This window comes from Nonomuraea sp. WAC 01424, from assembly GCF_003947315.1.
GTDB lineage: Bacteria > Actinomycetota > Actinomycetes > Streptosporangiales > Streptosporangiaceae > Nonomuraea > Nonomuraea spiralis.
Genome location: NZ_QHHZ01000028.1, coordinates 79,215 through 100,129 on the forward strand (window position 1 = coordinate 79,215; position 20,915 = coordinate 100,129).

At 70.5% G+C, this 20,915-nt stretch carries 22 protein-coding genes; 11 read left to right on the top strand and 11 right to left on the bottom strand.

Annotated elements, in window-relative coordinates:
* The first annotated feature begins 7 nt into the window (after nucleotides 1–7).
* Both DMB42_RS49540 and DMB42_RS49545 read left to right on the top strand, forming a co-directional pair.
* The gene (locus DMB42_RS49540) at nucleotides 8–1,162 is read left to right on the top strand and encodes a Gfo/Idh/MocA family protein (RefSeq protein WP_125648239.1); all 1,155 of its coding nucleotides are present in this window, start codon (nucleotides 8–10) and stop codon (nucleotides 1,160–1,162) included.
* On the top strand, nucleotides 1,159–2,163 hold the full coding sequence (locus tag DMB42_RS49545) for a sugar phosphate isomerase/epimerase (protein ID WP_125648242.1): 1,005 nt from the start codon (nucleotides 1,159–1,161) through the stop codon (nucleotides 2,161–2,163). The genes DMB42_RS49540 and DMB42_RS49545 overlap by 4 nt, the downstream gene beginning before the upstream one ends.
* Before the next feature lie 552 nt (nucleotides 2,164–2,715).
* Here DMB42_RS49545 and DMB42_RS49550 read toward each other — a convergent pair.
* Entirely contained in the window at nucleotides 2,716–3,465 is a 750-nt protein-coding gene (locus tag DMB42_RS49550; RefSeq protein ID WP_125648245.1) for a metalloregulator ArsR/SmtB family transcription factor, read from the bottom strand.
* Nucleotides 3,466–3,583: 118 nt separating this feature from the next.
* Between DMB42_RS49550 and DMB42_RS49555 the strand changes: the two genes are divergently transcribed.
* The 3 genes from DMB42_RS49555 to DMB42_RS49565 all read left to right on the top strand — a co-directional run bounded on the left by DMB42_RS49555 (nucleotide 3,584) and on the right by DMB42_RS49565 (nucleotide 5,923).
* Nucleotides 3,584–4,111, top strand: coding sequence for a DUF2231 domain-containing protein (locus tag DMB42_RS49555; RefSeq protein ID WP_125648248.1), 528 nt, complete (start codon nucleotides 3,584–3,586; stop codon nucleotides 4,109–4,111).
* A gap of 69 nt (nucleotides 4,112–4,180) precedes the next feature.
* Complete coding sequence (locus tag DMB42_RS49560) at nucleotides 4,181–4,630, top strand: hypothetical protein (protein ID WP_125648251.1); 450 nt, start codon at nucleotides 4,181–4,183, stop codon at nucleotides 4,628–4,630.
* Nucleotides 4,631–4,702: 72 nt separating this feature from the next.
* Nucleotides 4,703–5,923: an NAD(P)/FAD-dependent oxidoreductase gene (locus DMB42_RS49565; RefSeq protein WP_125648254.1), complete on the top strand. Its 1,221-nt coding sequence runs from the start codon at nucleotides 4,703–4,705 to the stop codon at nucleotides 5,921–5,923.
* A 135-nt stretch (nucleotides 5,924–6,058) separates the two neighbouring features.
* Here the strand turns inward: DMB42_RS49565 and DMB42_RS49570 are convergent, their stop codons facing one another.
* The 4 genes from DMB42_RS49570 to DMB42_RS49585 form a co-directional block, all read right to left on the bottom strand.
* The gene (locus tag DMB42_RS49570; protein ID WP_125648257.1) at nucleotides 6,059–6,382 is read right to left on the bottom strand and encodes a hypothetical protein; all 324 of its coding nucleotides are present in this window, start codon (nucleotides 6,380–6,382) and stop codon (nucleotides 6,059–6,061) included.
* Between the two features lie 144 nt (nucleotides 6,383–6,526).
* The gene (locus tag DMB42_RS49575; protein WP_125648260.1) at nucleotides 6,527–7,615 is read right to left on the bottom strand and encodes a Zn-dependent alcohol dehydrogenase; all 1,089 of its coding nucleotides are present in this window, start codon (nucleotides 7,613–7,615) and stop codon (nucleotides 6,527–6,529) included.
* Nucleotides 7,616–7,637: 22 nt separating this feature from the next.
* Nucleotides 7,638–7,829 (bottom strand): ferredoxin, encoded by a 192-nt coding sequence (locus DMB42_RS49580; RefSeq protein WP_125648263.1) that lies wholly within the window; start codon nucleotides 7,827–7,829, stop codon nucleotides 7,638–7,640.
* Nucleotides 7,826–8,278: a pyridoxamine 5'-phosphate oxidase family protein gene (locus tag DMB42_RS49585; protein ID WP_125648266.1), complete on the bottom strand. Its 453-nt coding sequence runs from the start codon at nucleotides 8,276–8,278 to the stop codon at nucleotides 7,826–7,828. The genes DMB42_RS49580 and DMB42_RS49585 overlap by 4 nt, the downstream gene beginning before the upstream one ends.
* A gap of 73 nt (nucleotides 8,279–8,351) precedes the next feature.
* Here DMB42_RS49585 and DMB42_RS49590 point away from each other — a divergent pair, with 73 nt between their 5' ends.
* A complete protein-coding gene (locus DMB42_RS49590; protein WP_125648269.1) occupies nucleotides 8,352–8,993 on the top strand; it encodes a class I SAM-dependent methyltransferase in 642 nt (213 codons plus the stop codon).
* Between the two features lie 7 nt (nucleotides 8,994–9,000).
* Here the strand turns inward: DMB42_RS49590 and DMB42_RS49595 are convergent, their stop codons facing one another.
* From DMB42_RS49595 to DMB42_RS49610, 4 genes are all read right to left on the bottom strand, one after another.
* Nucleotides 9,001–9,969: a DUF1702 family protein gene (locus DMB42_RS49595; protein ID WP_185845278.1), complete on the bottom strand. Its 969-nt coding sequence runs from the start codon at nucleotides 9,967–9,969 to the stop codon at nucleotides 9,001–9,003.
* 176 nt (nucleotides 9,970–10,145) lie between these two features.
* Complete coding sequence (locus tag DMB42_RS49600; protein WP_125648275.1) at nucleotides 10,146–11,201, bottom strand: prenyltransferase; 1,056 nt, start codon at nucleotides 11,199–11,201, stop codon at nucleotides 10,146–10,148.
* A complete protein-coding gene (locus tag DMB42_RS49605) occupies nucleotides 11,198–11,908 on the bottom strand; it encodes a class I SAM-dependent methyltransferase (RefSeq protein ID WP_185845279.1) in 711 nt (236 codons plus the stop codon). Before DMB42_RS49605 ends, DMB42_RS49600 begins: the two co-directional genes overlap by 4 nt.
* A 46-nt stretch (nucleotides 11,909–11,954) precedes the next feature.
* Entirely contained in the window at nucleotides 11,955–13,226 is a 1,272-nt protein-coding gene (locus DMB42_RS49610) for a glycosyltransferase family 4 protein (protein WP_125648278.1), read from the bottom strand.
* A gap of 263 nt (nucleotides 13,227–13,489) precedes the next feature.
* Between DMB42_RS49610 and DMB42_RS49615 the strand changes: the two genes are divergently transcribed.
* The 3 genes from DMB42_RS49615 to DMB42_RS49625 all read left to right on the top strand — a co-directional run bounded on the left by DMB42_RS49615 (nucleotide 13,490) and on the right by DMB42_RS49625 (nucleotide 16,404).
* Nucleotides 13,490–14,518 carry a GDP-mannose 4,6-dehydratase gene (locus DMB42_RS49615; protein ID WP_125648281.1) on the top strand — a complete coding sequence of 343 codons (1,029 nt, stop codon included), beginning with the start codon at nucleotides 13,490–13,492 and terminating at the stop codon, nucleotides 14,516–14,518.
* 496 nt (nucleotides 14,519–15,014) lie between these two features.
* The gene (locus tag DMB42_RS49620) at nucleotides 15,015–15,572 is read left to right on the top strand and encodes a transcriptional regulator (protein WP_125648284.1); all 558 of its coding nucleotides are present in this window, start codon (nucleotides 15,015–15,017) and stop codon (nucleotides 15,570–15,572) included.
* Nucleotides 15,565–16,404, top strand: coding sequence for an SRPBCC family protein (locus DMB42_RS49625; protein ID WP_125648287.1), 840 nt, complete (start codon nucleotides 15,565–15,567; stop codon nucleotides 16,402–16,404). Before DMB42_RS49620 ends, DMB42_RS49625 begins: the two co-directional genes overlap by 8 nt.
* Before the next feature lie 73 nt (nucleotides 16,405–16,477).
* On the opposite strand, the gene DMB42_RS49630 is transcribed toward DMB42_RS49625, so the two are convergent.
* Nucleotides 16,478–16,969 (bottom strand): MarR family winged helix-turn-helix transcriptional regulator, encoded by a 492-nt coding sequence (locus DMB42_RS49630; RefSeq protein WP_185845280.1) that lies wholly within the window; start codon nucleotides 16,967–16,969, stop codon nucleotides 16,478–16,480.
* A 126-nt stretch (nucleotides 16,970–17,095) separates the two neighbouring features.
* Between DMB42_RS49630 and DMB42_RS49635 the strand changes: the two genes are divergently transcribed.
* Both DMB42_RS49635 and DMB42_RS49640 read left to right on the top strand, forming a co-directional pair.
* Complete coding sequence (locus DMB42_RS49635) at nucleotides 17,096–17,887, top strand: LLM class flavin-dependent oxidoreductase (RefSeq protein WP_185845281.1); 792 nt, start codon at nucleotides 17,096–17,098, stop codon at nucleotides 17,885–17,887.
* Nucleotides 17,888–18,115: 228 nt separating this feature from the next.
* The gene (locus DMB42_RS49640; RefSeq protein WP_125648293.1) at nucleotides 18,116–18,937 is read left to right on the top strand and encodes a hypothetical protein; all 822 of its coding nucleotides are present in this window, start codon (nucleotides 18,116–18,118) and stop codon (nucleotides 18,935–18,937) included.
* A gap of 107 nt (nucleotides 18,938–19,044) precedes the next feature.
* On the opposite strand, the gene DMB42_RS49645 is transcribed toward DMB42_RS49640, so the two are convergent.
* Entirely contained in the window at nucleotides 19,045–20,229 is a 1,185-nt protein-coding gene (locus tag DMB42_RS49645) for a cytochrome P450 (protein ID WP_125648296.1), read from the bottom strand.
* Between the last annotated feature and the right edge of the window lie 686 nt (nucleotides 20,230–20,915).

Consider the following 20,915-nt stretch of genomic DNA (forward strand, 5'->3'; position numbering starts at 1 on the left):
GGGTTGCATGTCAGACAAGACCACCATCGGCGTGGGCATGATCGGGTACGCGTTCATGGGCCGCGTCCACTCCCAGGCCTGGCGTAACGTCGGCGCGTTCTTCGACCTGCCGCTCGCGCCGCGCATGGCGGTGCTCGGGGGCCGGTCGAAGGAGCACACCGCCGCCGCGGCCGCGCGGCTCGGCTGGGCCGACGTCGAGACGGACTGGAGAGAGCTCGTACGGCGGGACGACGTGCAGATCGTCGACATCTGCACGCCGGGCGACTCGCACGCCGAGATCGCCGTCGCCGCCCTGCGCGCCGGCAAGCACGTGATCTGCGAGAAGCCGCTGGCCAACACCGTCGCCGAGGCCGAGGCCATGGTCGCGGCGGCGGCCTCGGCGCCGGGCAGGAGCATGGTGGCCTTCAACTACCGGCGGGTCCCCGCGGTCGCGCTGGCCCGCCGGTACGTCCAGGAGGGCAGGCTCGGCGAGATCCGGCACGTACGGGCCCAGTACCTCCAGGACTGGATCGTGGACCCGGAGTTCCCGCTGGTGTGGCGGTTGCAGAAGGACAAGGCGGGGGCCGACGCGCTCGGCGACATCGGCTCGCACATCGTGGACGCCGCCGAGTTCGTCACCGGTCAGCACGTGGTGGGCGTGTCGGGGCTCATGGAGACGTTCGTCAAGGAACGTCCGCTGGCCGGGGAGTCGGCGGGGCTGGGCGGCTCCCGTACCGAGGAGAGGGGCGCGGTCACCGTCGACGACGCCGCGCTGTTCATCGGGCGGATGTCGGGCGGCGCGCTGGCCTCGTTCGAGGCCACCAGGTTCGCGACCGGGCGCAAGAACGCGATGCGCATCGAGATCAACGGGCAGCTCGGCAGCCTGGCGTTCGACTTCGAGTCCATGAACGAGCTGTGGTTCAGCGCGGGCGGGGGCGGCTTCGAGCGGATCCTGGTCACCGAGCCCGACCACCCCTACGTCGGCGCGTGGTGGCCGCCGGGGCACGGGCTCGGCTACGAGCACACCTTCACCCACGAGATCAAGGACTTCCTGGAGGCCGTCGCCACCGGCACCGACCCCGAGCCGTCGTTCGCCGACGGGCTGCGGGTGCAGCGCGTGCTGGCGGCGGTGGAAGCAGGCGCGGCTGACGGCAGCCGATTCACCACTGTGGAGGACTCATGAGACCAGTCACGCTGTTCACCGGGCAGTGGGCCGACCTGCCGTTCGAGGAGGTGTGCAGGCTGGCGGCCGAATGGGGTTACGACGGCCTGGAGATCGCCTGTTCGGGTGACCACTTCGACGTGGCCCAGGCCGTGGCGGATCCGTCGTACGTGGAGCAGAAGCGCGCCCAGCTCGACAAGCACGGGCTGCAGGTGTGGACGATCTCCAACCACCTCGTGGGCCAGGCTGTCTGCGACCACCCGATCGACGAGCGGCACAAGGCGATCCTGCCCGCGCGTATCTGGGGCTCGGGCGACCCGGAGTCCGTACGCGGGGCCGCGGCCGAGGACATGAAGAACACGGCCAGGGCGGCGGCGGCGCTCGGCGTGGACACGGTGGTGGGGTTCACCGGGTCGTCCATCTGGCACACCGTGGCGATGTTCCCGCCGGTGCCGGCGTCGATGGTGGAGGCCGGCTACCAGGACTTCGCCGACCGCTGGAACCCGATCCTCGACGTGTTCGACGAGGTGGGGGTGCGCTTCGCGCACGAGATCCACCCGAGCGAGATCGCCTACGACTACTACACCACCCAGCGGACGCTGGAGGCGATCGGGCACCGTCCGGCGTTCGGGCTGAACTGGGATCCCTCGCACATGGTGTGGCAGGACCTGGACCCGGTGGCGTTCATCCTGGACTTCAGGGACCGGATCTACCACGTGGACTGCAAGGACACGCGGGTCCGGATCGGGGACGGGCGCAAGGGGCGGCTGTCGTCGCACCTGCCGTGGGCGGACATGCGGCGGGGCTGGGACTTCGTCTCCACCGGGCGGGGGGACGTGCCGTGGGAGGACTGCTTCCGGGCGTTGAACTCGATCGGGTATGACGGGCCGATCTCGATCGAGTGGGAGGACGCGGGGATGGATCGGCTGGACGGGGCTCGGGAGGCGTTGGGGTACATCCGCCGGCTGAACTCGATCACGCCCCCGGCCTCGTCCTTCGACGCAGCCTTCTCCGCCGGCTAGAAGGGCCTCCCGGGGCGCGCCCCGGACGGGCTTCGCGCTGGGGCGCTGGCGCGCCGGGGGCTCAGGCTGTCGTTCCTTCGGGCGCCTGCGGCGCACCCCCCGCGCCTCCGGCGCCCTGGCGTCCACCCTTCACCTGGTTACCGGCTTGACGACGGGAGCCCACCCCGCCGGTTTCCGCCTCACGGCAGTCGACCACGGCGAGCCCCACAGCTGTCGGCGGCCCGAGCGTCACGACGTTGACACCGGCGAGCCCCAGGCGCGTCGACGACACTGTGCCCGAGAAGCGTCGACCCGGTCTCAACAGGGCCGCACACACGCCACCAGGAAGCGGCCTGGCCCGCCGCAACCCGCCCCCCGGCCCGGAGTGAAGCAGCGCTCCCTCACGGACGGCCAGGGGCCTTCGGGGCACCGCCTGCCCGCCTCCCCGCGAACGTCCTCAGCGCGTCGCCGCCGTGGAGTCAACGCTCCGGCATCGGCCGTCGATCCCCCCTCGGGTGATCGGCCGAGAGGGCCGCAGTCCGTACGGCCCCCTCTCGTGGCCGCCGGAGCCGGTCAAGGGCTCTCTGGGGGCACGTCCTTGCCGCAGGCCGCCTCCTGATCCCCCGCCGCGCCGGGGACGCCGAGTTCCACGCAGCAGTGGCCCGGACGGGGGATGAGCGTGGCCTGTACGGCCGGGGCGTCCAGGCCGGTGAGGAAGCCGGTCAGGAAGGCGTGGTTGATGCCGCACACCAGCTCGGGCGCCTTGGCCGCGAGGGGATGGAACGGGCAGTTGCGCAGCCGGACGAGCGTGGGGGTGTCGCGGCTGGGCTCGAAACCATGACGTTCCAGGACGTGCTGGGCGCAGGTCAGGGCGCGTTCGGGGCCGAGCCTGGCGCCGCGGAGGCCGGCGCGTTCGGTGTGGCCGAGGTGTCGGCCGCGTTCGCCGGCGAGGCGGCGGGCGGCTTCGCCGGCGCTCTCGCCGGGGGTTTCGGCCAGGACGGCGTCGACCAGGATGTCGGCGAGGAGGACGGGTTCGCGCTGGGGGATGCTGACCTGGACGTCCAGCGCGGAGGGCTCGTAGACCTTGGGGGTGCGGCCGACGCGGCGTAGCCCGCCCGGTTGTTCGTAGCGGGTGGTGAGCAGCCCGGCGTCCACCAGTTTGTCCAGGTGGAAGGCGGCGAGCTTGCGGGAGACGCCCACGCTCTGGGCCGCCTCGTCGCGGGTGACGGCGCGTCCGGCCCGGCGGATGAACTCGTACATGCTGCGGCGCAGGTCGTCGCTGAGCTCGGCGACCGCCGCGAGGCTCGTGGAGTCGGACGTCACACATCCACGATAACGCCTAAGAAATCATGTGAAACACCTGAAGGCATCTCTTTGTGCGCGGGAGGTTGACGGCGATCGGGAATATGTCCAAGACTTGTTGGTGAAATAGGAGGTGGTCATGGACGAGCCGACCCGACAGGCCAAGCAGCCGGTGACGGTGCTCGCGGGCCCGTATGGCCATCCGGTGCACCCGATCCTGGTCACCGTGCCGATCGGGGCGTGGGTGGCCAGCCTGGTCTTCGACGTCGCCTCCCACCTGGTGTCGCCGGGCGGCTTCCTGGCGCAGGGGTCGGTGTGGCTGATCGCCCTCGGCGGGATCGGCGCGCTGGCCGCCGCCTCGGTCGGATTCCTGGACCTGTTCGCCATTCCGCCGCGTACGCCCGCGTTCCGGACCGGCCTGGTGCACATGGGGCTCAACCTGGCGGTCACCGCCGGGTACGCGGCCGGGTTCGCCTGGCGGCTGAGCGAACCAGGCCGCGAGGCGGGGCCCGTACCGGCGGGACAGATCGTGTTGTCGGCGGTGTGCCTGGCCGTGCTGGCGGTGTCGGGCTACCTGGGCGGCAAGCTCGCCTTCCGCTACGGGGTCCGCGTCGCCGACGAGCACACCCAGGCCGAGGGGTTCGGCACCGCGCGCACCACCGGCTGACCGCCCGGCGGGCGAGGTTTAGCGCCACCTCGGACATACGAATGCCTTCGTCTGGAAAGAAGGAGAATCATGGAGATCGCCGCACTGATCACCTGGCTCGTCACCGCCCTCGGCGGCTTCTACATGCTCGGCACGTGGATCGCCCGCGGCGGCGTACGCCAGCAGAAGACCGGTGAGTCCAAGCTGCCCGCTCCGGTGATCTTCGGGCACTTCCTGCTCGCCGCGGCCGGCCTGGTCGTCTGGATCATCTACCTGTTCGCCGACGCGACCGCGCTGGCCTGGCTCGCGTTCGGGCTGCTCGTGCCGGTCGCGCTGCTCGGGTTCGTGATGCTGGCGAGGTGGATCCCCGTCCATCGTGGCCGGGTCGCGCGGCTCGGCTCGGGCCCGGCCCCGGCGGAGGGGGCCCCGGTGCCGGCCGAACGGGGTTTCCCCGTTCCGGTCGTCGCCGGGCACGGCCTGTTCGCCGTCGCGACCGTCGTACTGGTGCTGCTCAGCGCGCTCGGCGTCGGCGGGAGCTGACGTGCGCCGCGATCCTCACGCCACCTGCCGGCAGTCCGTTGAATCCTTCGTCCAGGAACAGGAGATCCGACCATGCCCGGACCCGCAACCTTCGTGATCGCCGGCGGCGGCCTCGCCGCCGCCAAGGCCGCAGAGACCCTGCGCGGCGAGGGCTTCGACGGCCGCCTCGTGCTGGTCGGCCGGGAGACCCATCTGCCGTACGAGCGGCCGCCGCTGTCCAAGGACTACCTCCAGGGCGCGGGCGAGCGCGACAAGATCTTCGTCCACGACCGTTCCTGGTACGCCGAGCACGACGTCGAACTGCGGCTCGGCGTCGAGGTCACCGGCATCGACCCGGCCGCCCACCGGGTCACCCTCACCGGCGGGGAACAACTCGGCTACGACAAGCTGCTGCTGGCGACCGGTTCCGAGCCGCGCCGTCTCAGCATCCCCGGCGGCGACCGTCCCGACGTGCTCTACCTGCGTACCGTGGACGACAGCGAACACCTGCGCGCCACCCTCGCCCGCGTCGGCCGCATCGCGATCATCGGCGCCGGCTGGATCGGGCTCGAGGTCGCCGCCGCGGCGCGGGCCGCGGGCGTGGAGGTCACCGTGATCGAGACGGCGTCCGCCCCGCTGCTGCGCGTGCTCGGTCCGTACGTCGCGCAGGTGTTCACCGCGCTGCACCGCGAGCACGGCGTCGAGTTCGTCTTCGACGCCCACCCCACGGAGATCACCGACTCGGGTGTCCTGCTCGGCGACGGCACCCGCATCGAGGCCGACGTGGTCGTGGCGGGAGTGGGCGCGGCCCCGGACACCTCGCTCGCGCGGGCCGCCGGGCTGACCGTGGACGACGGCGTCCAGGTCGCGGCCGACCTGCGCACCTCCGACCCCGACATCTTCGCCGCCGGGGACATCGCCAACGCCTACCACCCGCTGCTGGAACGCCACGTCCGGGTCGAGCACTGGGCGAACGCGCTCAACCAGCCCGCCACCGCCGCCCGTGCGATGCTCGGCCGCGCGGACGCCTACGAGAACCTGCCGTACTTCTACACCGACCAGTACGACCTGGGCATGGAGTACGTAGGCCACATCCCGCCCGGTGAATCCCCGGACGTCGTGATCCGCGGCGACCTGGACGCCCGCGAGTTCATCGCCTTCTGGCTGGCGGAGGACAAGGTGCTGGCCGCGATGAACGTCAACATCTGGGACGTCACCGACCACACCCAGGCCCTCATCCGCTCCCGCAAGCCCGTGGACCGGGCCGAGCTCGCCGACCCCGACGTCCCCCTCGACCGCCTCCTGCCGTCCTGACCTCCGGCTCCCGTCGTCCTCGTCGTCCTCGGAGGTGGGCGCGGCGCCGTGCGGGGCGCGCGCTCACTCGCCGAGGACGACGGCGTCCCGCGGCGGCCGGATCCGGCGCCGCCGGGACGTCTCACCGGAGCCGGATCAGCGGACGACGCGGCAGACCAGGGCGTTCGACTGGCCGCGCAGGGCGGTCATCACCACGTCGGTGGTGAGGTACTTGCAGGCCAGGTAGGGGTCGCCGGACCCGGCGTACTGCAGGGTGCCGCCGGGGCCGTCGATGTAGCAGCGCAGGCCGCTGGACTCGTAGAAGCCGATCCACGAGGACGAGCTGACCTTGGCGTGACAGTATTCGCCGATCGAGAGGGGCCCGAAGGGCACGTCCACGACGGCCGCGTGGGCGGGCGCCGCGACGCCGAGCAGGGCGGCGGCGGCGAGTGAGAGCAGAGCGAGGCCGCGACGAAGCATGGATACTCCTTGGGGGGGTGTGGGCACTCAACCCGGAGTATCTATTAGGAAACTTTCCTGTGCAATGGCCCGCAGGTGACCAGTACGGCCGATCGCCCGGCCCCCGTCCCAGGGCGCGAGGGGACAGGGGCCGGTCGTTCGGCGTCAGTCCATGATGACGATCTGGCGGAGCACCTCGCCGCCACGCAGCGCGGCGACCGCGTCGTTCAGGTCGCTCAGCCGGATGCGGGCGCTGATCATGGACTCCAGGTCGAGTTGTCCCGCCTTGTGGAGCTTGGCGAAGTACGGGAAGTCGTGCCGCACGTCGGCCTCGCCGTACAGGCTGGACAGCAGTTTCTTGCCCTCGAACAGCAGGCTGAAGGCGGAGATCGAGACCATGTCGTCCAGCGCGCCGGCGCCGACCACGACGACGTCGCCGCCCGCCCGCGTGACCTGCCAGGCGCTCTGGATGGTCGCCGCCTTGCCGACGACCTCGAAGCCGTAGTCGAAGCCGCTGCCGCCGGTCAGCTCGTTCAGGGCCTCGGGGACCTGCTCGGGCGTGACCGCGTGGGTCGCGCCGACCTTCTTGGCCAGGGCGTGCTTGGACTCCAGCGGGTCGATCGCGAGGATCGTCCTGGCGCCGGAGAGGCGGGCGCCCTGGATGACCGACAGGCCGACGCCGCCGCAGCCGATCACCGCGACCGTGGAGCCGGGACGCACCTTGGCGGTGTTGATCGCGGCGCCCACGCCGGTCGTGATGCCGCAGCCGATCAGGGCCGCCGCCTCCCACGACACGTCCTCGTCGATCTTGATGGCGCCCTGCCAGGGCACGATGATCTCCTCGGCCCATGTGCCGCAGCCCGCCATGCCGAACGCCGTCGCGTCGTCGCCGCCGAAACGGAAGTAGCCCTTGCTGAACGACTCGATGACGTACTTCATGCACATGTACGGCTGCCCGCCCACGCACAGGTCGCAGGCCCCGCAGGCCGGGCGCCAGCTGATGACCACGTGGTCGCCCGGCGCGACCGACGTGACGTGCTCGCCCACCTCGACCACCTCGCCCGCGCCCTCGTGGCCGGGGACCAGCGGGACCGGCTGCGGCAGCACACCGGACATGGCCGACAGGTCCGAATGGCACACGCCCGTGGCTCTGATCCGTACGCGGACATCGGTCGGCCCGACGGGGGCCAAGGTGATGTCGTCGCGGATGTCCAGCTTGTCGTTGCCTACGGCGTGCAGGATCGCGGCGCGCATGGGGTTCCTCCTCCGGCTACGGCTAGTCCTCTAGCGACAGGGCGGCTTTCGGGCAGGACCTGACCGCGCTGCGGACGCGGTCCTGCATCTCGGGGGGTGGTTCGGGGAGCAGAATGTGCAGCTGGTCGTCGTCGTCCAAGTCGAACACCTCGGGCGCGAGCCCCATGCAGACGGCGTTGGCCTCGCAGACCAGTTCGTCGACCTTGACCTTCATGTGAGCCTCCTGTGATCCCATGAGACCACTTTGGTGCGCTCGACGACGTAGGCGATCCTTTTCCGCCCGGTCTGCTCGACGTACGGGGTCAGCAGGTCGTCCGGTACGCCCGGGGTCATCCGGCGCGCGATCGCCATGCCGATGCCGAGCACGCGGTCCCGGTCGTCGACCTGCTCGGCGACGCCGTACACGAGGACGCCCCGGAGCTCGTCGTAGTCGTCGCCCGCCTCGACCAGGCAGCTCACCCGAGGGTCGCGTGCCAGGTTGCGTGCCTTCTGCGCCTTCCCGTACGTCCAGAAGGCGATGCGGCCCTCGTCCAGCCCGTAGAACATCGTCACGAGGTGCGGTGTCCCGTCGGGGTTGATGGTCGCGAGCTGGACCTTGCGCGAACCCTCCAGGAACGCGGTGACCTCGTCGTCGGACATCGCGATGCGAGCGCGCTGATTCACGTGCCAAGTAGAACAGGTTGCAGAGAAGCCCGGCAAGAGGTCGCCGGAATGTTGTTCGGTTCGGCTAGGGTGCATGCCTATGACGATGCCGCCCGAGCTGCTCCGCGCAGCGGAGCACGCCAAGGGATTCATGCCGCCGAAGGAGGGGCTGGCCCTGTACGAGGCGGCCTGCCACTACGGCGGCCGGGGCCCGGTCTGCGAGATCGGCACCTACTGCGGCAAGTCGGCGATCTACCTCGGCGCGGCGGCCCGGCAGGTCGGGTCGGTGGTCGTCACCGTCGACCATCACCGCGGCTCGGAGGAGATCCAGCCCGGCTGGGCCCACCACGACCCCACGCTGATGGACCCGCGCTTCGGGAAGATGGACTCGCTGCCGGTCTTCCGCGCCACGATCGCCGCCGCCGGCCTGGAGGACGAGGTGGTCGCCGTCGTGGGCCGGTCCGACCGCGTCGCCGCGTTGTGGAACACGCCGCTCGCCCTGCTGTTCATCGACGGCGGCCACTCCGAGGAGCCGGTGACGCGCGACTACGAGGGCTGGGCGCCGCACGTCATGGAGGGCGGCGCGCTGGTCTTCCACGACATCTACCCCGACCCGGCCGACGGCGGCCAGGCGCCCTACCAGGTCTACCTGCGGGCCCTGGAGTCGGGCGCGTTCCGCGAGGTGTCGGTGGAGGGGTCGCTGCGCGTGCTCGAACGCACCGGCCCCGGCATCTGAGTCGCGTTCAGCTCCGGTGGCGGCGGGTCCACGACCTGCGGGTGTGGGCCTGCCAGCGCTGGAAGTCCTCGTGGGTGTGCGCGTCGTGGCCGAGGGCCAGCAGCGCCTGGTCCGTCCACGCGGCCGCCTCGTCGGGCGGGACGTCGGCCAGGATCGGCACGGCCAGCCGGGCGTGGTCCGGCAGCGCCCCCGACCGCAGCCGCGCCGCGACCGCGAACGCGCAGCCCTGCGCCAGGTGGGCGCGGAAGCCGTCGGCGCCGGCGTGCTCGCTCAGCCACCACAGCTCGTCGCTGTCGGCCCCGCCCGTGTACGTGGCCGCGAACCCCACGCCGCTCCACAGGTCGGCCCGCCGGGAGGCGGGGAAGCCGGCGACCCGCGCGCCGACGTCGTCGGGCGAGGCGCACTCGTGGTACCACAGCAGCCGTCCGAGCCCCTGGTCGAAGACCGCGCAGTGGGCGCGGGTGAGCAGGTCGGGCATGCTCCTGCGGCCCACCATGCGGTCGGCGCGCGACAGGCTCCATTGGAAGCCGAACCCGTCCACGGTCAGCCAGCGCAGCAGCGGATGGGCACGCCGCGCGCCCCACACCGGACGCATCCGCAGCAGCGCGTAGCCGCGTCCGGCGCCGACGTAGGCGGCGTGGCGGTGATGCTGGGCGGGGCCGGCAAGTAGCTCGTGAAGGCGCCGGCCCCGGGTCAAGGTGAGCAGGTCGAGCACGGTGCAGGCCGCCGCCGCGCCCTCGTAGCCGAAAGGCCGCTGCTCAGGTACAAGGTCTTCGATCTTCTCGACTTCCCGCGACATCACCGCGTTGAAGCCGAACACGTACGAGTTCTCGGCATCCGCGAAGACTGTTCGGGGAGCCCCGCCGCGCAGCCGGAACCTGCGCCGGCCCAGATCGGACTCCGACGGATCCTTGGTCAGAAACCTCCGCAGTCCCCGTGCCGGGGACAGTGTCGGCTCGATCCTGACCTGATCCAAGAACGCTGTTGTGCCCGTGTCGCCCACGCTTCCCCCGAAGACGCCTCCTACGGCCAGACACGAAGCTAGTAACCCCATTGCGCCATTCACCGGCGGCGCACCGGATGTCCCCGGCAAAGAACCCGCAAAAGCCCTTGCGTCACCTCTTCGGCGGCCGAGGCGTCCGCGGAGGGGGCTCAGCCGGGCGGCGCCGACCTGAACGACGGCCGTTCCACGCACCCGCACACCTCGGGGTCGGACACCGACGTGCCCGCGATGTCGCGGAACAGCCCGGACCCGGGGGAGAAACGCTGCAACGCGTCCGCGGCGAGGACGACCGCGGCCGCGGTGTAGCCGGACCGCTCGTGCGGGAAGTGCTTGCGGTTGGCGAACTGCCAGCCGGTCCAGTACGAGCCGTCCTCGTGCCGCAGGTGCTGCATGTCGGCGAAGAGCGCGGCGGCCCGCGTACGGTCGCCCACGGCGTCCAGCGCCAGCACCAGCTCGCACGTCTCGGCCCCGGTCACCCACGGCTGGTCGGACACGCACCGGATGCCGAGCCCCGCCACCACGAACGTGGACCACTCGCGGTCCAGCAGCTCGAACGCCTGCCGCCCGCGCACCGCGCCGCCGAGCACCGGGTAGTACCAGTCCATCGAGAACCGGCTCTTGTCGGCGAACGCCTCCGGATGCGCCGACAACACGTGGGCGAGCCGGTCGGCGGCCAGCTCCCAGTGCGGCTGCGGGTCGCCGAGGTGGTGGGCCAGCAGCACGCCGCAGCGCAACCCCTGGTGGATCGAGGCGCACCCGGTCAGCAGCGCGTACGCCGCCGCCCTGCCGTGGGCGTCGCGCTCCCACACGATCTCGCCCCGCTCGGTCTGCAGCCCCACGACGTAGTCGAGCGCGGCCTTGACCATGGGCCAGTACCGCTCGGCGTGCTCGCGGTCGCCGGTCACGAGGTGGTGGTGCCAGACGCCGGCGGCGACGTAGGCGGCGTGGTTGGACTCGCCGCCCAGCTCGGTGGCCACGCCGCCGGCCAGCTTCATCGGCCAGGAGCCGTCGGGGCGCTGGTGACGGGCCAGCCATTCGTAGCCGCGCCGTACCGGCTCGGTCAGCCCGGCCACGGTCATGGCCATCAGGCACTCGACGTGGTTCCAGGCGTCGACGTGCCCCTCGGGCCAGGGCACGCCGCCGTCGTCCTGCTGAAGGGCCGCGATGCTGAGGGCCGTGCGGACGGCCTCCTCGCGGGAGATCATGGCTTCTTGACGTAGAGGACCACGCTCTTGCCGATGATCGGGTTGAGCAGGGCCTCGGCGATCCTGGTGGCGGCCGGACGCTTCATGATGTCCCACACCAGCAGCTCGTGATAGGCCTTGGCGACCGGGTGGTCGTCGTTGTTGACGCCCACCGCGCACTTGATCCACCAGTAGGGCGCGTGCAGGCCGTGGGCGTGGTGGTGCGGGCCGATCTCGAAGCCGATGGACTTCAGCTTGGCCGACAGCTCGGCCAGCGTGTAGATCCGTACGTGGCCGCCGGGGGCGGTGTGGTAGTCCTCGTCCAGGGCCCAGCAGATGCGCTCGGGCAGGAAGCTCGGCACGGTGATCGCCGCCGTGCCGCCCGGCTTGAGCACGCGGAAGATCTCCCGCATCGCGGCCATGTCGTCGGGGATGTGCTCCAGCACCTCGGCCGCGATGACCCGGTCGAAGACGCCATCCTCGAACGGCATGTCCAGCGCCGTGCCCTGGACCGTCTCGCCGGTCGCGCCCAGCGGCACCTCGCCCGCCTTGTCCATCGCCACGAACATGGCCGCCACGTTGTCCAGCTCGGACTGGTCCATGTCGAACGCGATCACGTCGGCGCCCTGGCGCAGCACCTCGAAGGCGTGCCTCCCGCCGCCGCAGCCCAGGTCGAGCACGCGCACGCCGGGGCCCACGGGGAGCCGGGCGAAGTCCACGGTCAGCACTTTGTCGCTTCTCCTTGATCAGCTCTTGGGGGCTTTCGTACGGGGGTCAGCGACGGCCCTTGTGCGCGGCCATCGCCTCGCGGTACGCCTCGACCGTCCGCTTGGCCACGACGTGCCAGGTGTAACGCTCCATGACCCGGTCGTAGCCGGCCTTGCCCACCCGCTCGCGCTCCTCGGGGGAGTCGTGCAGACGGCGCAGTACGGCGGCCAGCTCCTCGGCGTCGCCCGGCGGCACCTGGACGGCAGCGTCCCCCACGACCTCGGGCAGCGCCCCCGTACGGCTGGCCACCAGCGGCGTGGCGCAGGCCATGTGCTCGACGGCGGGCAGCGAGAAGCCCTCGTACAACGACGGGACCACCGAGATCTCCGAGGTGGCGATCAGCTCGCCCAGCTCGTCGTCGGAGATGCCGTGGACGAAACGCACCCGGTCCTGGAGGGAGAGCTCCTGGACGAGCCGCTCGGTCGGCCCGCCGGGGGTGGGCTTGCTGACGACGGTCAGGTTCACGTCGCGCTCGGTGGCGAGCTTGGCGACCGCCCGCAGCAGCGTGGCCACGCCCTTCATCGGCGAGTCCGCGCTGGCGACCGCGACGATCGAGCCCTTGCGGCGGGGTTTGTCCGGACGCGGGTGGAAGTAGCGGGTGTCCACGCCGAGCGGGATCAGCCGCATGTTGGCCTGCGGGACGTTGAAGTCGCGGTGGATGTCGGCCAGCGACGACTCGCTGACCGTGAGGATCGGGCTGAGCCGGGGGGCGACGCGGGCCTGCATCTTCACGAACCCGTACCAGCGGCGCATGGTGAGCTTCTTGTAGCCCGTGGCGGCCTCCAGCTCGATCCGCCGGTCCACGCTGATCGGGTGGTGGATCGTGCCGACCACGGGGAACAGCTTCTGGATGCCGAGCAGGCCGTAGCCGAGTGTCTGGTTGTCCTGGACGACGTCGAAGTCGCCGACCCGCTTCTTCAGCTCGCGGTAGGCGCGCAGGGTGAAGGTCAGCGGCTCGGGGAAGCCGGCGGACCACATGGTGCCGACCTCCAGGAGGTCGATCCAGTCGCGGTACTCGGCCAGCTTCGGCGTCCTGAACGGGTCCTCGTCGCGGTAGAGGTCGAGACTCGGCACCTCGCGCAGGATGACGCCTTCGTCCAGCTCCGGGTAGGGCGGTCCGGAGAACACCTCGACGTGGTGCCCGAGCGCGACCAGCTCACGGCTCAGGTGCCGGAGATAGACGCCCTGACCGCCGCAGGTGGGCTTGCTGCGATAGGACAGCAGCGCGATCCGTAGCGCCTCGCTCACGGACACCCCTTTCTCCGCCGGTAGGCCCATGTTTTCTGCGGTAGGTCCCAAGAGGCGGGCGTGTACCGTGAAAGATGACCTTAGTCCGAGAAGGCTACCATTCGGTAGGTCACCTGGAATTGTTCACAACGGCATCCATAAGCCGTGCGAACTGCGACATTAAGGTAACCGAGCGTGGTTCGGTGGAACGCGTTCTAGGTGGCTTGGTGCTGTGTCCAGGCGCTTAGCTGTACATTCCCGTCCCAAAGGGACGCGGTGCGGGCGACCGTACCCACGTGATAGTTGGAGGACCCTTGGCCAGGCGCGCTCTGATCACCGGCATCACCGGCCAGGACGGTTCCTACTTGGCCGAGCACCTGCTCGACCAGGGGTATGAGGTGTGGGGGCTGGCCCGCGGGCAGGCGAACCCGCGCGTCTCGCGCATGCGCAAGCTGCTCGCCGACGTCCAGGTCGTCCGCGGTGACCTGCTGGACCAGGGGTCGCTGATCTCCGCGGTGGAACGCGTTCAGCCGGACGAGGTCTACAACCTCGGGGCGATCTCGTTCGTGCCCATGTCGTGGGAGCAGGCCGAGCTGACCGCCGAGGTGACCGGGATGGGCGTCCTGCGGATGCTTGAGGCCATCCGGGTGTGTTCGGGCGTGTCGCGGGGTGGCGCGGCGTCGCCGTCCGGGCAGATGCGCTTCTATCAGGCTTCGTCGTCCGAGATGTTCGGGCAGGTCACCGAGACGCCCCAGAACGAGCGCACCGCCTTCCACCCGCGCTCCCCGTACGGGGTGGCCAAGGCGTACGGGCACTTCCTCACCCAGAACTACCGCGAGTCGTACGGGATGTTCGCCGTGTCGGGGATCCTGTTCAACCACGAGTCGCCCCGGCGCGGGGCGGAGTTCGTGACCAGGAAGGTCACGCTCGGGGTGGCCAGGATCAAGCTCGGACTGGCCACGGAGCTGCGGCTGGGCAACCTGGAGGCGCGCCGCGACTGGGGCTTCGCCGGCGACTACGTGAAGGCGATGCACCTGATGTTGCAGGCCGCCAGCCCCGAGGACTACGTGATCGGCACCGGGCGGATGAAGTCGGTGCGCGAGCTGGTGGAGGCCGCCTTCTCGGCCGCGGGGCTGGACTGGGAGCAGCACGTGGTGGTCGACCAGGCGCTGCACCGGCCGGCCGAGGTGGACCTGCTGTGCGCGGACCCGAAGAAGGCGCGGGCGCAGCTGGGGTGGGAGCCGAGCGTGTCGTTCGACGAACTGGTCGCGATGATGGTCGAAAGCGACCTCCGCCTCCTCTCCGCCGGCGGCGACCCCGATCAGGACAGCTCTTGGCCGTGATCGTTCCCCTCCTCTGACAGCGCCCCCATGCACGGGCCCGCTTCCACGCACGGGCCCGCTTCCACGCACGGGCCCGCTTCCACGCACGGGCCCGCTTCCACGCACGGGCCCGCTTCCACGCACGGGCCCGCTTCCACGCACGGGCCCGTTCTCATGTGCGGGCCCGTTCCTCCCTTCTGTCCTTCCGTTCTTTACGGCTTCGCGTGGTTTCACCACCCGCTGTACTTCGGCTGAGGGCCCTCCAGGGAAACGCCCTCTGACCCTTCACCGGCGCACCACCGCCACGGGGCGCACTGTGGGCCGCCCGCGTGGTCAGCCGCCGCCCACCACCGTCCGCGTCACTCGGTGTCCGGCCCCGTCACCCCGCCCTCGGACCGTCGCTCTCTGTCCTCCTGTGCTTGATCTCTCCAGGGCACGGCCACCTCCTTGCTGGGCCGGGGGGATCTCTACGGAGTCATTGACAAAAGGGATTTTTACGTAAAGGATTGTTTTTGCGATGAGAGATGTCCTGTATCTGGAACACATCGAGCAGGCCGAGGCGCTGCTCAAGCCCCAGCGTGTCGAGGTGCTGAGGCAACTGGCCGAGCCGCGTACGTGCTCGGAGGTCGCCGAACGCCTCGGGCAGACGCCGCAGCGGGTCTACTACCACGTCAAGCGCCTGGTCGAGGCCGGTCTCGTGGATCAGGTGTCGGAGCGCAAGGTGCGCGGCATCCACGAGGGCATCTACCAGGCCGGCGCCCGTTCGTACTGGTTGTCGCCGCGTCTGGTGGGTCGGATCGGGCTGCGTAAGGCGCGTGACGAGCTGAGCCTGGGCTACCTGCTCGACCTCATGGAGGAGGTCCAGGCCGACATCGCCGCGCTCGACCGGGACGCGCCCGAGCTGCCGTCCATCGGTCTGTCCGGCGAGATCCACGTGCGTCCGGAGAACCGCCAGGAGTTCCTGAACGACCTGCAGTCGATGTTGCAGGACCTGTTCGCCCGATACGGCGGCGCCGAAGGTGATGCCTTCAAGCTCGCCGTCGCCTGCTACCCCAAGGGAGATGAGCATGAGTGAGCCGATGATCGTCCGGGTCCGCGTCCAGGCGCCGGTCAAGGAGGTGTGGCACGCGCTCACCGATTCGGCCGAGGCGCGGGTCTGGCTGGCCGAGCACGCCGAGGTGGACCTGCCGGCCCGGTACGAGTTCTGGGGCCGTACGACGCCTGAGGGCGACGCGCCGCACCAGCGGGTGGTGGCGGCCGGCGAGCGCACGGTGCGGTTCGCCTGGCTGCTGGACGGCGTCGAGACGACCGCCGAGCTCGCGGTTGAGGAGGACGGCGAGGCCGCGACGATCGTCTCGGTGTCGCAGTCGCACTTCGACTTCCAGGACGTCGTCACCGGCAAGAGCATCAGAGGTGTGCTGCAGACGTACTGGTACCAGGTGCTGGGCAGCCTGGCCGAGCACGTCGAGGGGCGGGAGCTCACGCCGCGTACCGACTTCACCGCGCGCGAGTTGCGCGCGGAGGTCACCATCGACGCCGCGCCCGCTCAGGTCTTCGAGTCGCTGATCGACTCGGAGACGGTGACGAAGTGGTTCGGGTTCCCGATCGAGATCGAGCCGTACGTCGGCGGGCGGTTCGCCATGGGCGGGTTCGCGAACGATCCGGCGCCGGCCAAGGTGCTGGAGCTGGAGCCGGAGCGCCGGTTCAGCGTCGACTGGGGCGACACCGGGGTGGGCACGTGGGAGCTGGAGGGCTCCGGCGGCAGGACGCGGCTGACGCTGGTGCAGAGCGGGTTCGACGCCGCGCAACCGCCGTACGCGGCCTGGGGCGGGATGCTGGCCGGGGTGGCGGAGCTGCGGCGCTACCACGAGGTGCCGGACTGGCGGCCGATGTGGGTCGAAGCCTGACCGTACGGACTGCCAGGGCTCGGGGGAGGGGCCGGGAGGTCCCTTCCCCGGCTTTTCACCTCTGACCGTCGGGTCAGCCGAGCTGCTCCCCGTCGCCGTCCGAACTGTCTGAGTCGTCCGACAGATGGTCGAGGACGGTCTCGGCGATCGTCGCGAGCACCTCGACCTGCTCGCGCGAGAGCAGGTCGATGAAGTTCCTGCGGACGGACTCCACGTGGTCGGGCGCCGCCTCCCGGATGGCCCGCAGCCCACCCTCCGTCAGTACGACCACGGCCCCGCGCCCATCGCCCTCGAACCCCTCCCGCCTGACGAGTCCCCGCTGTTCCATCCGGGAGATGTGCCGCGAAAGGCGGCTCTTCGACCAGAGCATGCGGTCGGCCAGCCTGGTGAGCCGCCAACGGTGGTCGGGCGTCGAGGTCAGCGCGGACAGTACGTCGTAATCCGGGGCAGACAATCCCGAGTCGCGCATGAGATCGCGGCTGACCTGCGCGTCCAGCAGCAGGCGCATCCTGCGGTATCCGATCCAGGCCCGGAACTCGGCGTCGTCCAGCCAGCGTGGCTCCATGTCACGGCAGTTTAGTTGACGTGTAACCGACCTCGGTTTAGGTTACATGTAAACCAATCTGATGCTTGGGGGCGCGGCATGTTCGGACTGGGCATTTCGACTTCGGCGGGCCCGGGGGCCGATCCCGTGGGGGACGCCCGTGCGGCGGAGGAGCTGGGCTTCGACTTCGTCTCGGCCTCGGACCACCCCTGCGGGAGCGAACCGTCGTACGAGGTGTGGACGATGCTGACCTGGGTGGCCGCCGCGACCTCGCGGATCAGGGTGGCGACGAGGGTGCTGGGGGTGCCGTACCGGCCGCCCGCGATGGTCGCCAAGATGGCCGAGACGCTGCACCGGCTCTCGGGCGGCCGGCTGATCCTCGGGCTCGGGGGCGGCTACTCCGACGAGGAGTTCCGCGCGTTCGGGCTGGGGGTGCCGACGCCTCGGGAGAAGGTGGACGGCATGGTGGAGGCGATCGACATCATGCGCGGCCTCTGGTCGGAATCGGACTTCACGTACGAAGGCTCTCGTTACCGTACCGAGGGTGCCACCATCGAGCCCAAGCCGCTCAGTCCCATCCCGATCTGGCTGGGCACGTACGGGCCGCGCGCTCTGGAGGCCACCGGACGGCTGGCGGACGGCTGGATCCCCTCCTTGGGGTTCGCGCCGCCGGAGCGGGCGGCGGCGATGAGGGAGCGGATCCTGTCGTCGGGGCGGACGGTGGAATGCGTGTACAACGTCCCCTTCCGCCTGGACGGTCGTGCGGAGGGTGAGGGGGTGGTCGCGGGATCGGTGTGGGAGGTGAGCGATCGGCTGGCGGAGTTCGTACGCATGGGCTTCACGTCGATGAACTTCATGCCCGTCGGCCCCGACCCCCGCGCACAAGCAGAACGCCTCGCCACAGAAGTCCTCCCCACCCTCCGCCCCCAAGCTGCTTGACCCCTCTCCAATCTCCAGTCCACTCTCCACCTGCAGAACCGCCCTGTCGCCTCCGCGCCCTCGCCTCCGGCCCCGTCCCTGATCCCCAGCCGTTGTGCCCTGGCGCCCTCGCCTCCCGGCGCCTCGGCTCGGGGGCCTTGTCCACAGGGTTCGGCCTGGCTCGGCCCTCTTTCCACAGAACCCGATTCGGACCGGTGGCGTCCCGGCCGAGCCGCCACCCTGGACGGCGTGAACGCCTCACTCTCCTTGCTCCACCGCGCCGAGCGCATCACCCGTTCAGTCCGGCAGGCCGTCGCCTGCCGGCAGACGGCCGCACACGTCTGGGGCCTGAGCGTGCTCTCCGTCCCGGAGCCCGACTGGCCGGTGGAGGTGATCGCCCCCGCCCACCTGACGGTCCCCGGCTGCGTCACGTACGTGGGCGAGCTCCCCGCCGACGACGTCACCGAGCACAAGGGCGTCCGCCTCACCACCATGGCCCGTACGGCCCTCGACTGCGCCCGGTCACTGCCGCGCCTGGACGCCGTGGCGGCCCTCGACCAGTTCGCCCGGCGGGGCGTCGACATGGAGGCTCTGTGGCGTCGTCCGCTCAACTCCTGGCGCCTGCGCGACACGCTGAGCCTCGTCGATCACGGCGCCGCCTCACCCCGGGAGAGCTGGCTGCGGGTGATCCTCGTCGAAAGCGGCCTGCCCCGTCCCGCCACCCAGCTCGGTGTGGACCTGGGCGGGGGCAGGCGGGCGTACCTCGACCTGGGGTGGGAGCCGTACAGGCTGGGGGTCGAGTACGACGGCCAGGAGCATCACACCTCACCCGAAGACCGGCGACGCGACACCGACCGCCGCGAGGAGCTGCGGCGGCTGGGCTGGCGCGTGATCGCCGTACGCCGCGATGTCATCCCCGGCCAGATCGCCGACCTGCTCCGCAGCGTGGCCGACGCCCTGATCCAGCGCGGCTGGCAACCCGGCCCGGAAGGCACCACCCGCATCCTGCGCCAGATCCGCGCAGCCCGCCGCAAAGTCCCCCGCCATCCCAGACACAGACGCTTCTCATGAAGCGGCCATCCTGGACGCGCTCCCTTCCCGACAGGGACCGCCGGAGGCGAGAGCCTGGGACGGGAGCCTGGGATTGAGGGCTTGGGGCGGGCTGGTGTCGAGCGGGGTCAGGCGATGGTGACCGGCAGCTCCTTGATGCCGTTGATGAAGTTCGAGCGGAGGCGGCGGGCCGGTCCGGCCTGGCGGATCCGGGGCCGGCGTCGGGCCAGTTGCTCGAACAGGACACGCAGTTCCAGCTTGGCGAGATGGTTGCCGAGGCAGAAGTGTGCGCCGCCGCCGCCGAAGCCGATGTGCGTGTTGGGGGTGCGCCCGATGTCGAAGACGTCCGGGTCCGGGAAGACGGAGGCGTCCCGGTTGGCGGAGGAGTAGAAGACGACGACCTTGTCGCCGTCCTTGATCTCCTGCCCGCCGAGCACCTGGTCCGCCATGGAGGTACGCCGGAACAGGTTGACCGGCGACACCCACCGTACGATCTCGTCGGCCGCCGTCCTGGCCAACGAGGGGTCGGCGACCAGGCGGTCCCACTGGTCGGGGTGGTCGAAGAGGGTGAGCATGCCGCCGGAGGCCGCGTTGCGGGTGGTTTCGTTGCCCGCGACGATCAGCAGGAGCACGAAGAGGTCGAACTCGTCCTCGCCGAGGGTTTCGCCCTTCTCGTCAGGTTGCAGGAGCTTGGTGATGATGTCGTTCTTGGGGGTGGCCCTGCGCTGCGCGGCGAGTTCGTTGGCGTAGGCGTACACCTCCATGGCGGCGCCGGAGCCCTCGTCGGGGGTGGACGCGTAGTCGGGGTCCTGGGCGCCGATCATGCGGTTCGACCAGGAGAACAACTTGTCGCGGTCGGTCGCCGGGGCGCCCAGCAGCTCGCAGATCACATACAGGGGGAGGGGGGCGGAGACCTCCGTGACGAAGTCCACGTCGCCGGAGCACTTGTCGAGGAGGTCGTCGCAGATGTCGCGGATGTGCTGTTCGAGGGCGCCGATCGTCCGGGGCGTGAAGCCCCGGTTGACCAGGGAACGCCGCCTGGTGTGCTCGGGCGGGTCCTGGTTGAGCATCATCAGCCGCTGGAGGGCGATCTGGTCCTCGGGCAGCTCTTCGAAGAGGGCGAGCTTCTTCGACGAGGAGAACAAGTCGGAGTGGCGGGACACGTGCACGACGTCCTCGTAGCGGGTGACCGCCCAGAAGCCCGGCTCGCCGTCGTGCCAATGGACGGGGGAGTTGGCACGGAGCCAGGCGAGCTGTTCGTGGGGTGGGCCGGAAGTCGCGTAACGGTCCCTGTCGACAAGGTCGATATGCACGCGCGGTCACCTCTTGATCAAGCGCTTGGTTTAAGCGTACTGAAACGTGTTCTATTACGTCACTGTACGGTCGTCAAGTAGCCCGCCGTCGCCGTATGCCCCGCCCGACAACAACAACACTGTCCCACCCCCGCAAGGAACACCCGAGCCGCTACCCCGTTCCCGCCCCCGTCCGCCAACCAGACCCCACCTCCCACATGCAGACAGACGCCCCATCAGCCACACCCCAAGAGCCGGCCCACCGCCCGGCCACCCCCACAGCCGCCCGACCAACAACCCGGAACTTCCGTTCACAACCCACCCCCACATCCGCGGCCCATGCCCGCGGCATCCCGCGGCCGCGGCATCCGTGCCCCGCGGCATCCCGCGCCCACGGTCCCCCCGCACCCGCACCCGCGGCCATCCCGCGCCCATGCCCACGGTCCATGCCTGCGGCACCCTGCGCCCACGGTCCACCTGCAACCATGGTCAACTTCTCACCCACGGCCCCACCCGCACCTACACCCGCGCCCGCGGCTCACCACCCGCAGCTCGTGGGCGCCTGGCTGTCGGACGCCTGACCTAGTGAGCCGGTCGCGAGTATCCGGGACGCCACATGAGGTGTGTCTCGTTTCAGATTGTCCGTGAAGTGGTGACGGTCTCTGGCGGCTGAGGTCTGCTGGAGAGATGGCAGACAGCAGACTCGA

Excerpts from the sequence above, each read along its gene's own strand:
- DMB42_RS49545 (WP_125648242.1), top strand. The coding sequence starts at position 1,159 with ATGAGACCAGTCACGCTGTTCACCGGGCAGTGGGCCGACCTGCCGTTC.
- DMB42_RS49540 (WP_125648239.1), top strand. The coding sequence starts at position 8 with ATGTCAGACAAGACCACCATCGGCGTGGGCATGATCGGGTACGCGTTC.
- DMB42_RS49600 (WP_125648275.1), bottom strand. The coding sequence starts at position 11,201 with ATGATCTCCCGCGAGGAGGCCGTCCGCACGGCCCTCAGCATCGCGGCC.
- DMB42_RS49620 (WP_125648284.1), top strand. The coding sequence starts at position 15,015 with ATGAGAGATGTCCTGTATCTGGAACACATCGAGCAGGCCGAGGCGCTG.
- DMB42_RS49625 (WP_125648287.1), top strand. The coding sequence starts at position 15,565 with ATGAGTGAGCCGATGATCGTCCGGGTCCGCGTCCAGGCGCCGGTCAAG.
- DMB42_RS49630 (WP_185845280.1), bottom strand. The coding sequence starts at position 16,969 with ATGGAGCCACGCTGGCTGGACGACGCCGAGTTCCGGGCCTGGATCGGA.
- DMB42_RS49575 (WP_125648260.1), bottom strand. The coding sequence starts at position 7,615 with ATGCGCGCCGCGATCCTGCACGCCGTAGGCAACGACAAGCTGGACATC.
- DMB42_RS49560 (WP_125648251.1), top strand. The coding sequence starts at position 4,181 with ATGGAGATCGCCGCACTGATCACCTGGCTCGTCACCGCCCTCGGCGGC.
- DMB42_RS49565 (WP_125648254.1), top strand. The coding sequence starts at position 4,703 with ATGCCCGGACCCGCAACCTTCGTGATCGCCGGCGGCGGCCTCGCCGCC.
- DMB42_RS49570 (WP_125648257.1), bottom strand. The coding sequence starts at position 6,382 with ATGCTTCGTCGCGGCCTCGCTCTGCTCTCACTCGCCGCCGCCGCCCTG.
- DMB42_RS49555 (WP_125648248.1), top strand. The coding sequence starts at position 3,584 with ATGGACGAGCCGACCCGACAGGCCAAGCAGCCGGTGACGGTGCTCGCG.
- DMB42_RS49580 (WP_125648263.1), bottom strand. The coding sequence starts at position 7,829 with ATGAAGGTCAAGGTCGACGAACTGGTCTGCGAGGCCAACGCCGTCTGC.
- DMB42_RS49610 (WP_125648278.1), bottom strand. The coding sequence starts at position 13,226 with ATGGGCCTACCGGCGGAGAAAGGGGTGTCCGTGAGCGAGGCGCTACGG.
- DMB42_RS49590 (WP_125648269.1), top strand. The coding sequence starts at position 8,352 with ATGCCTATGACGATGCCGCCCGAGCTGCTCCGCGCAGCGGAGCACGCC.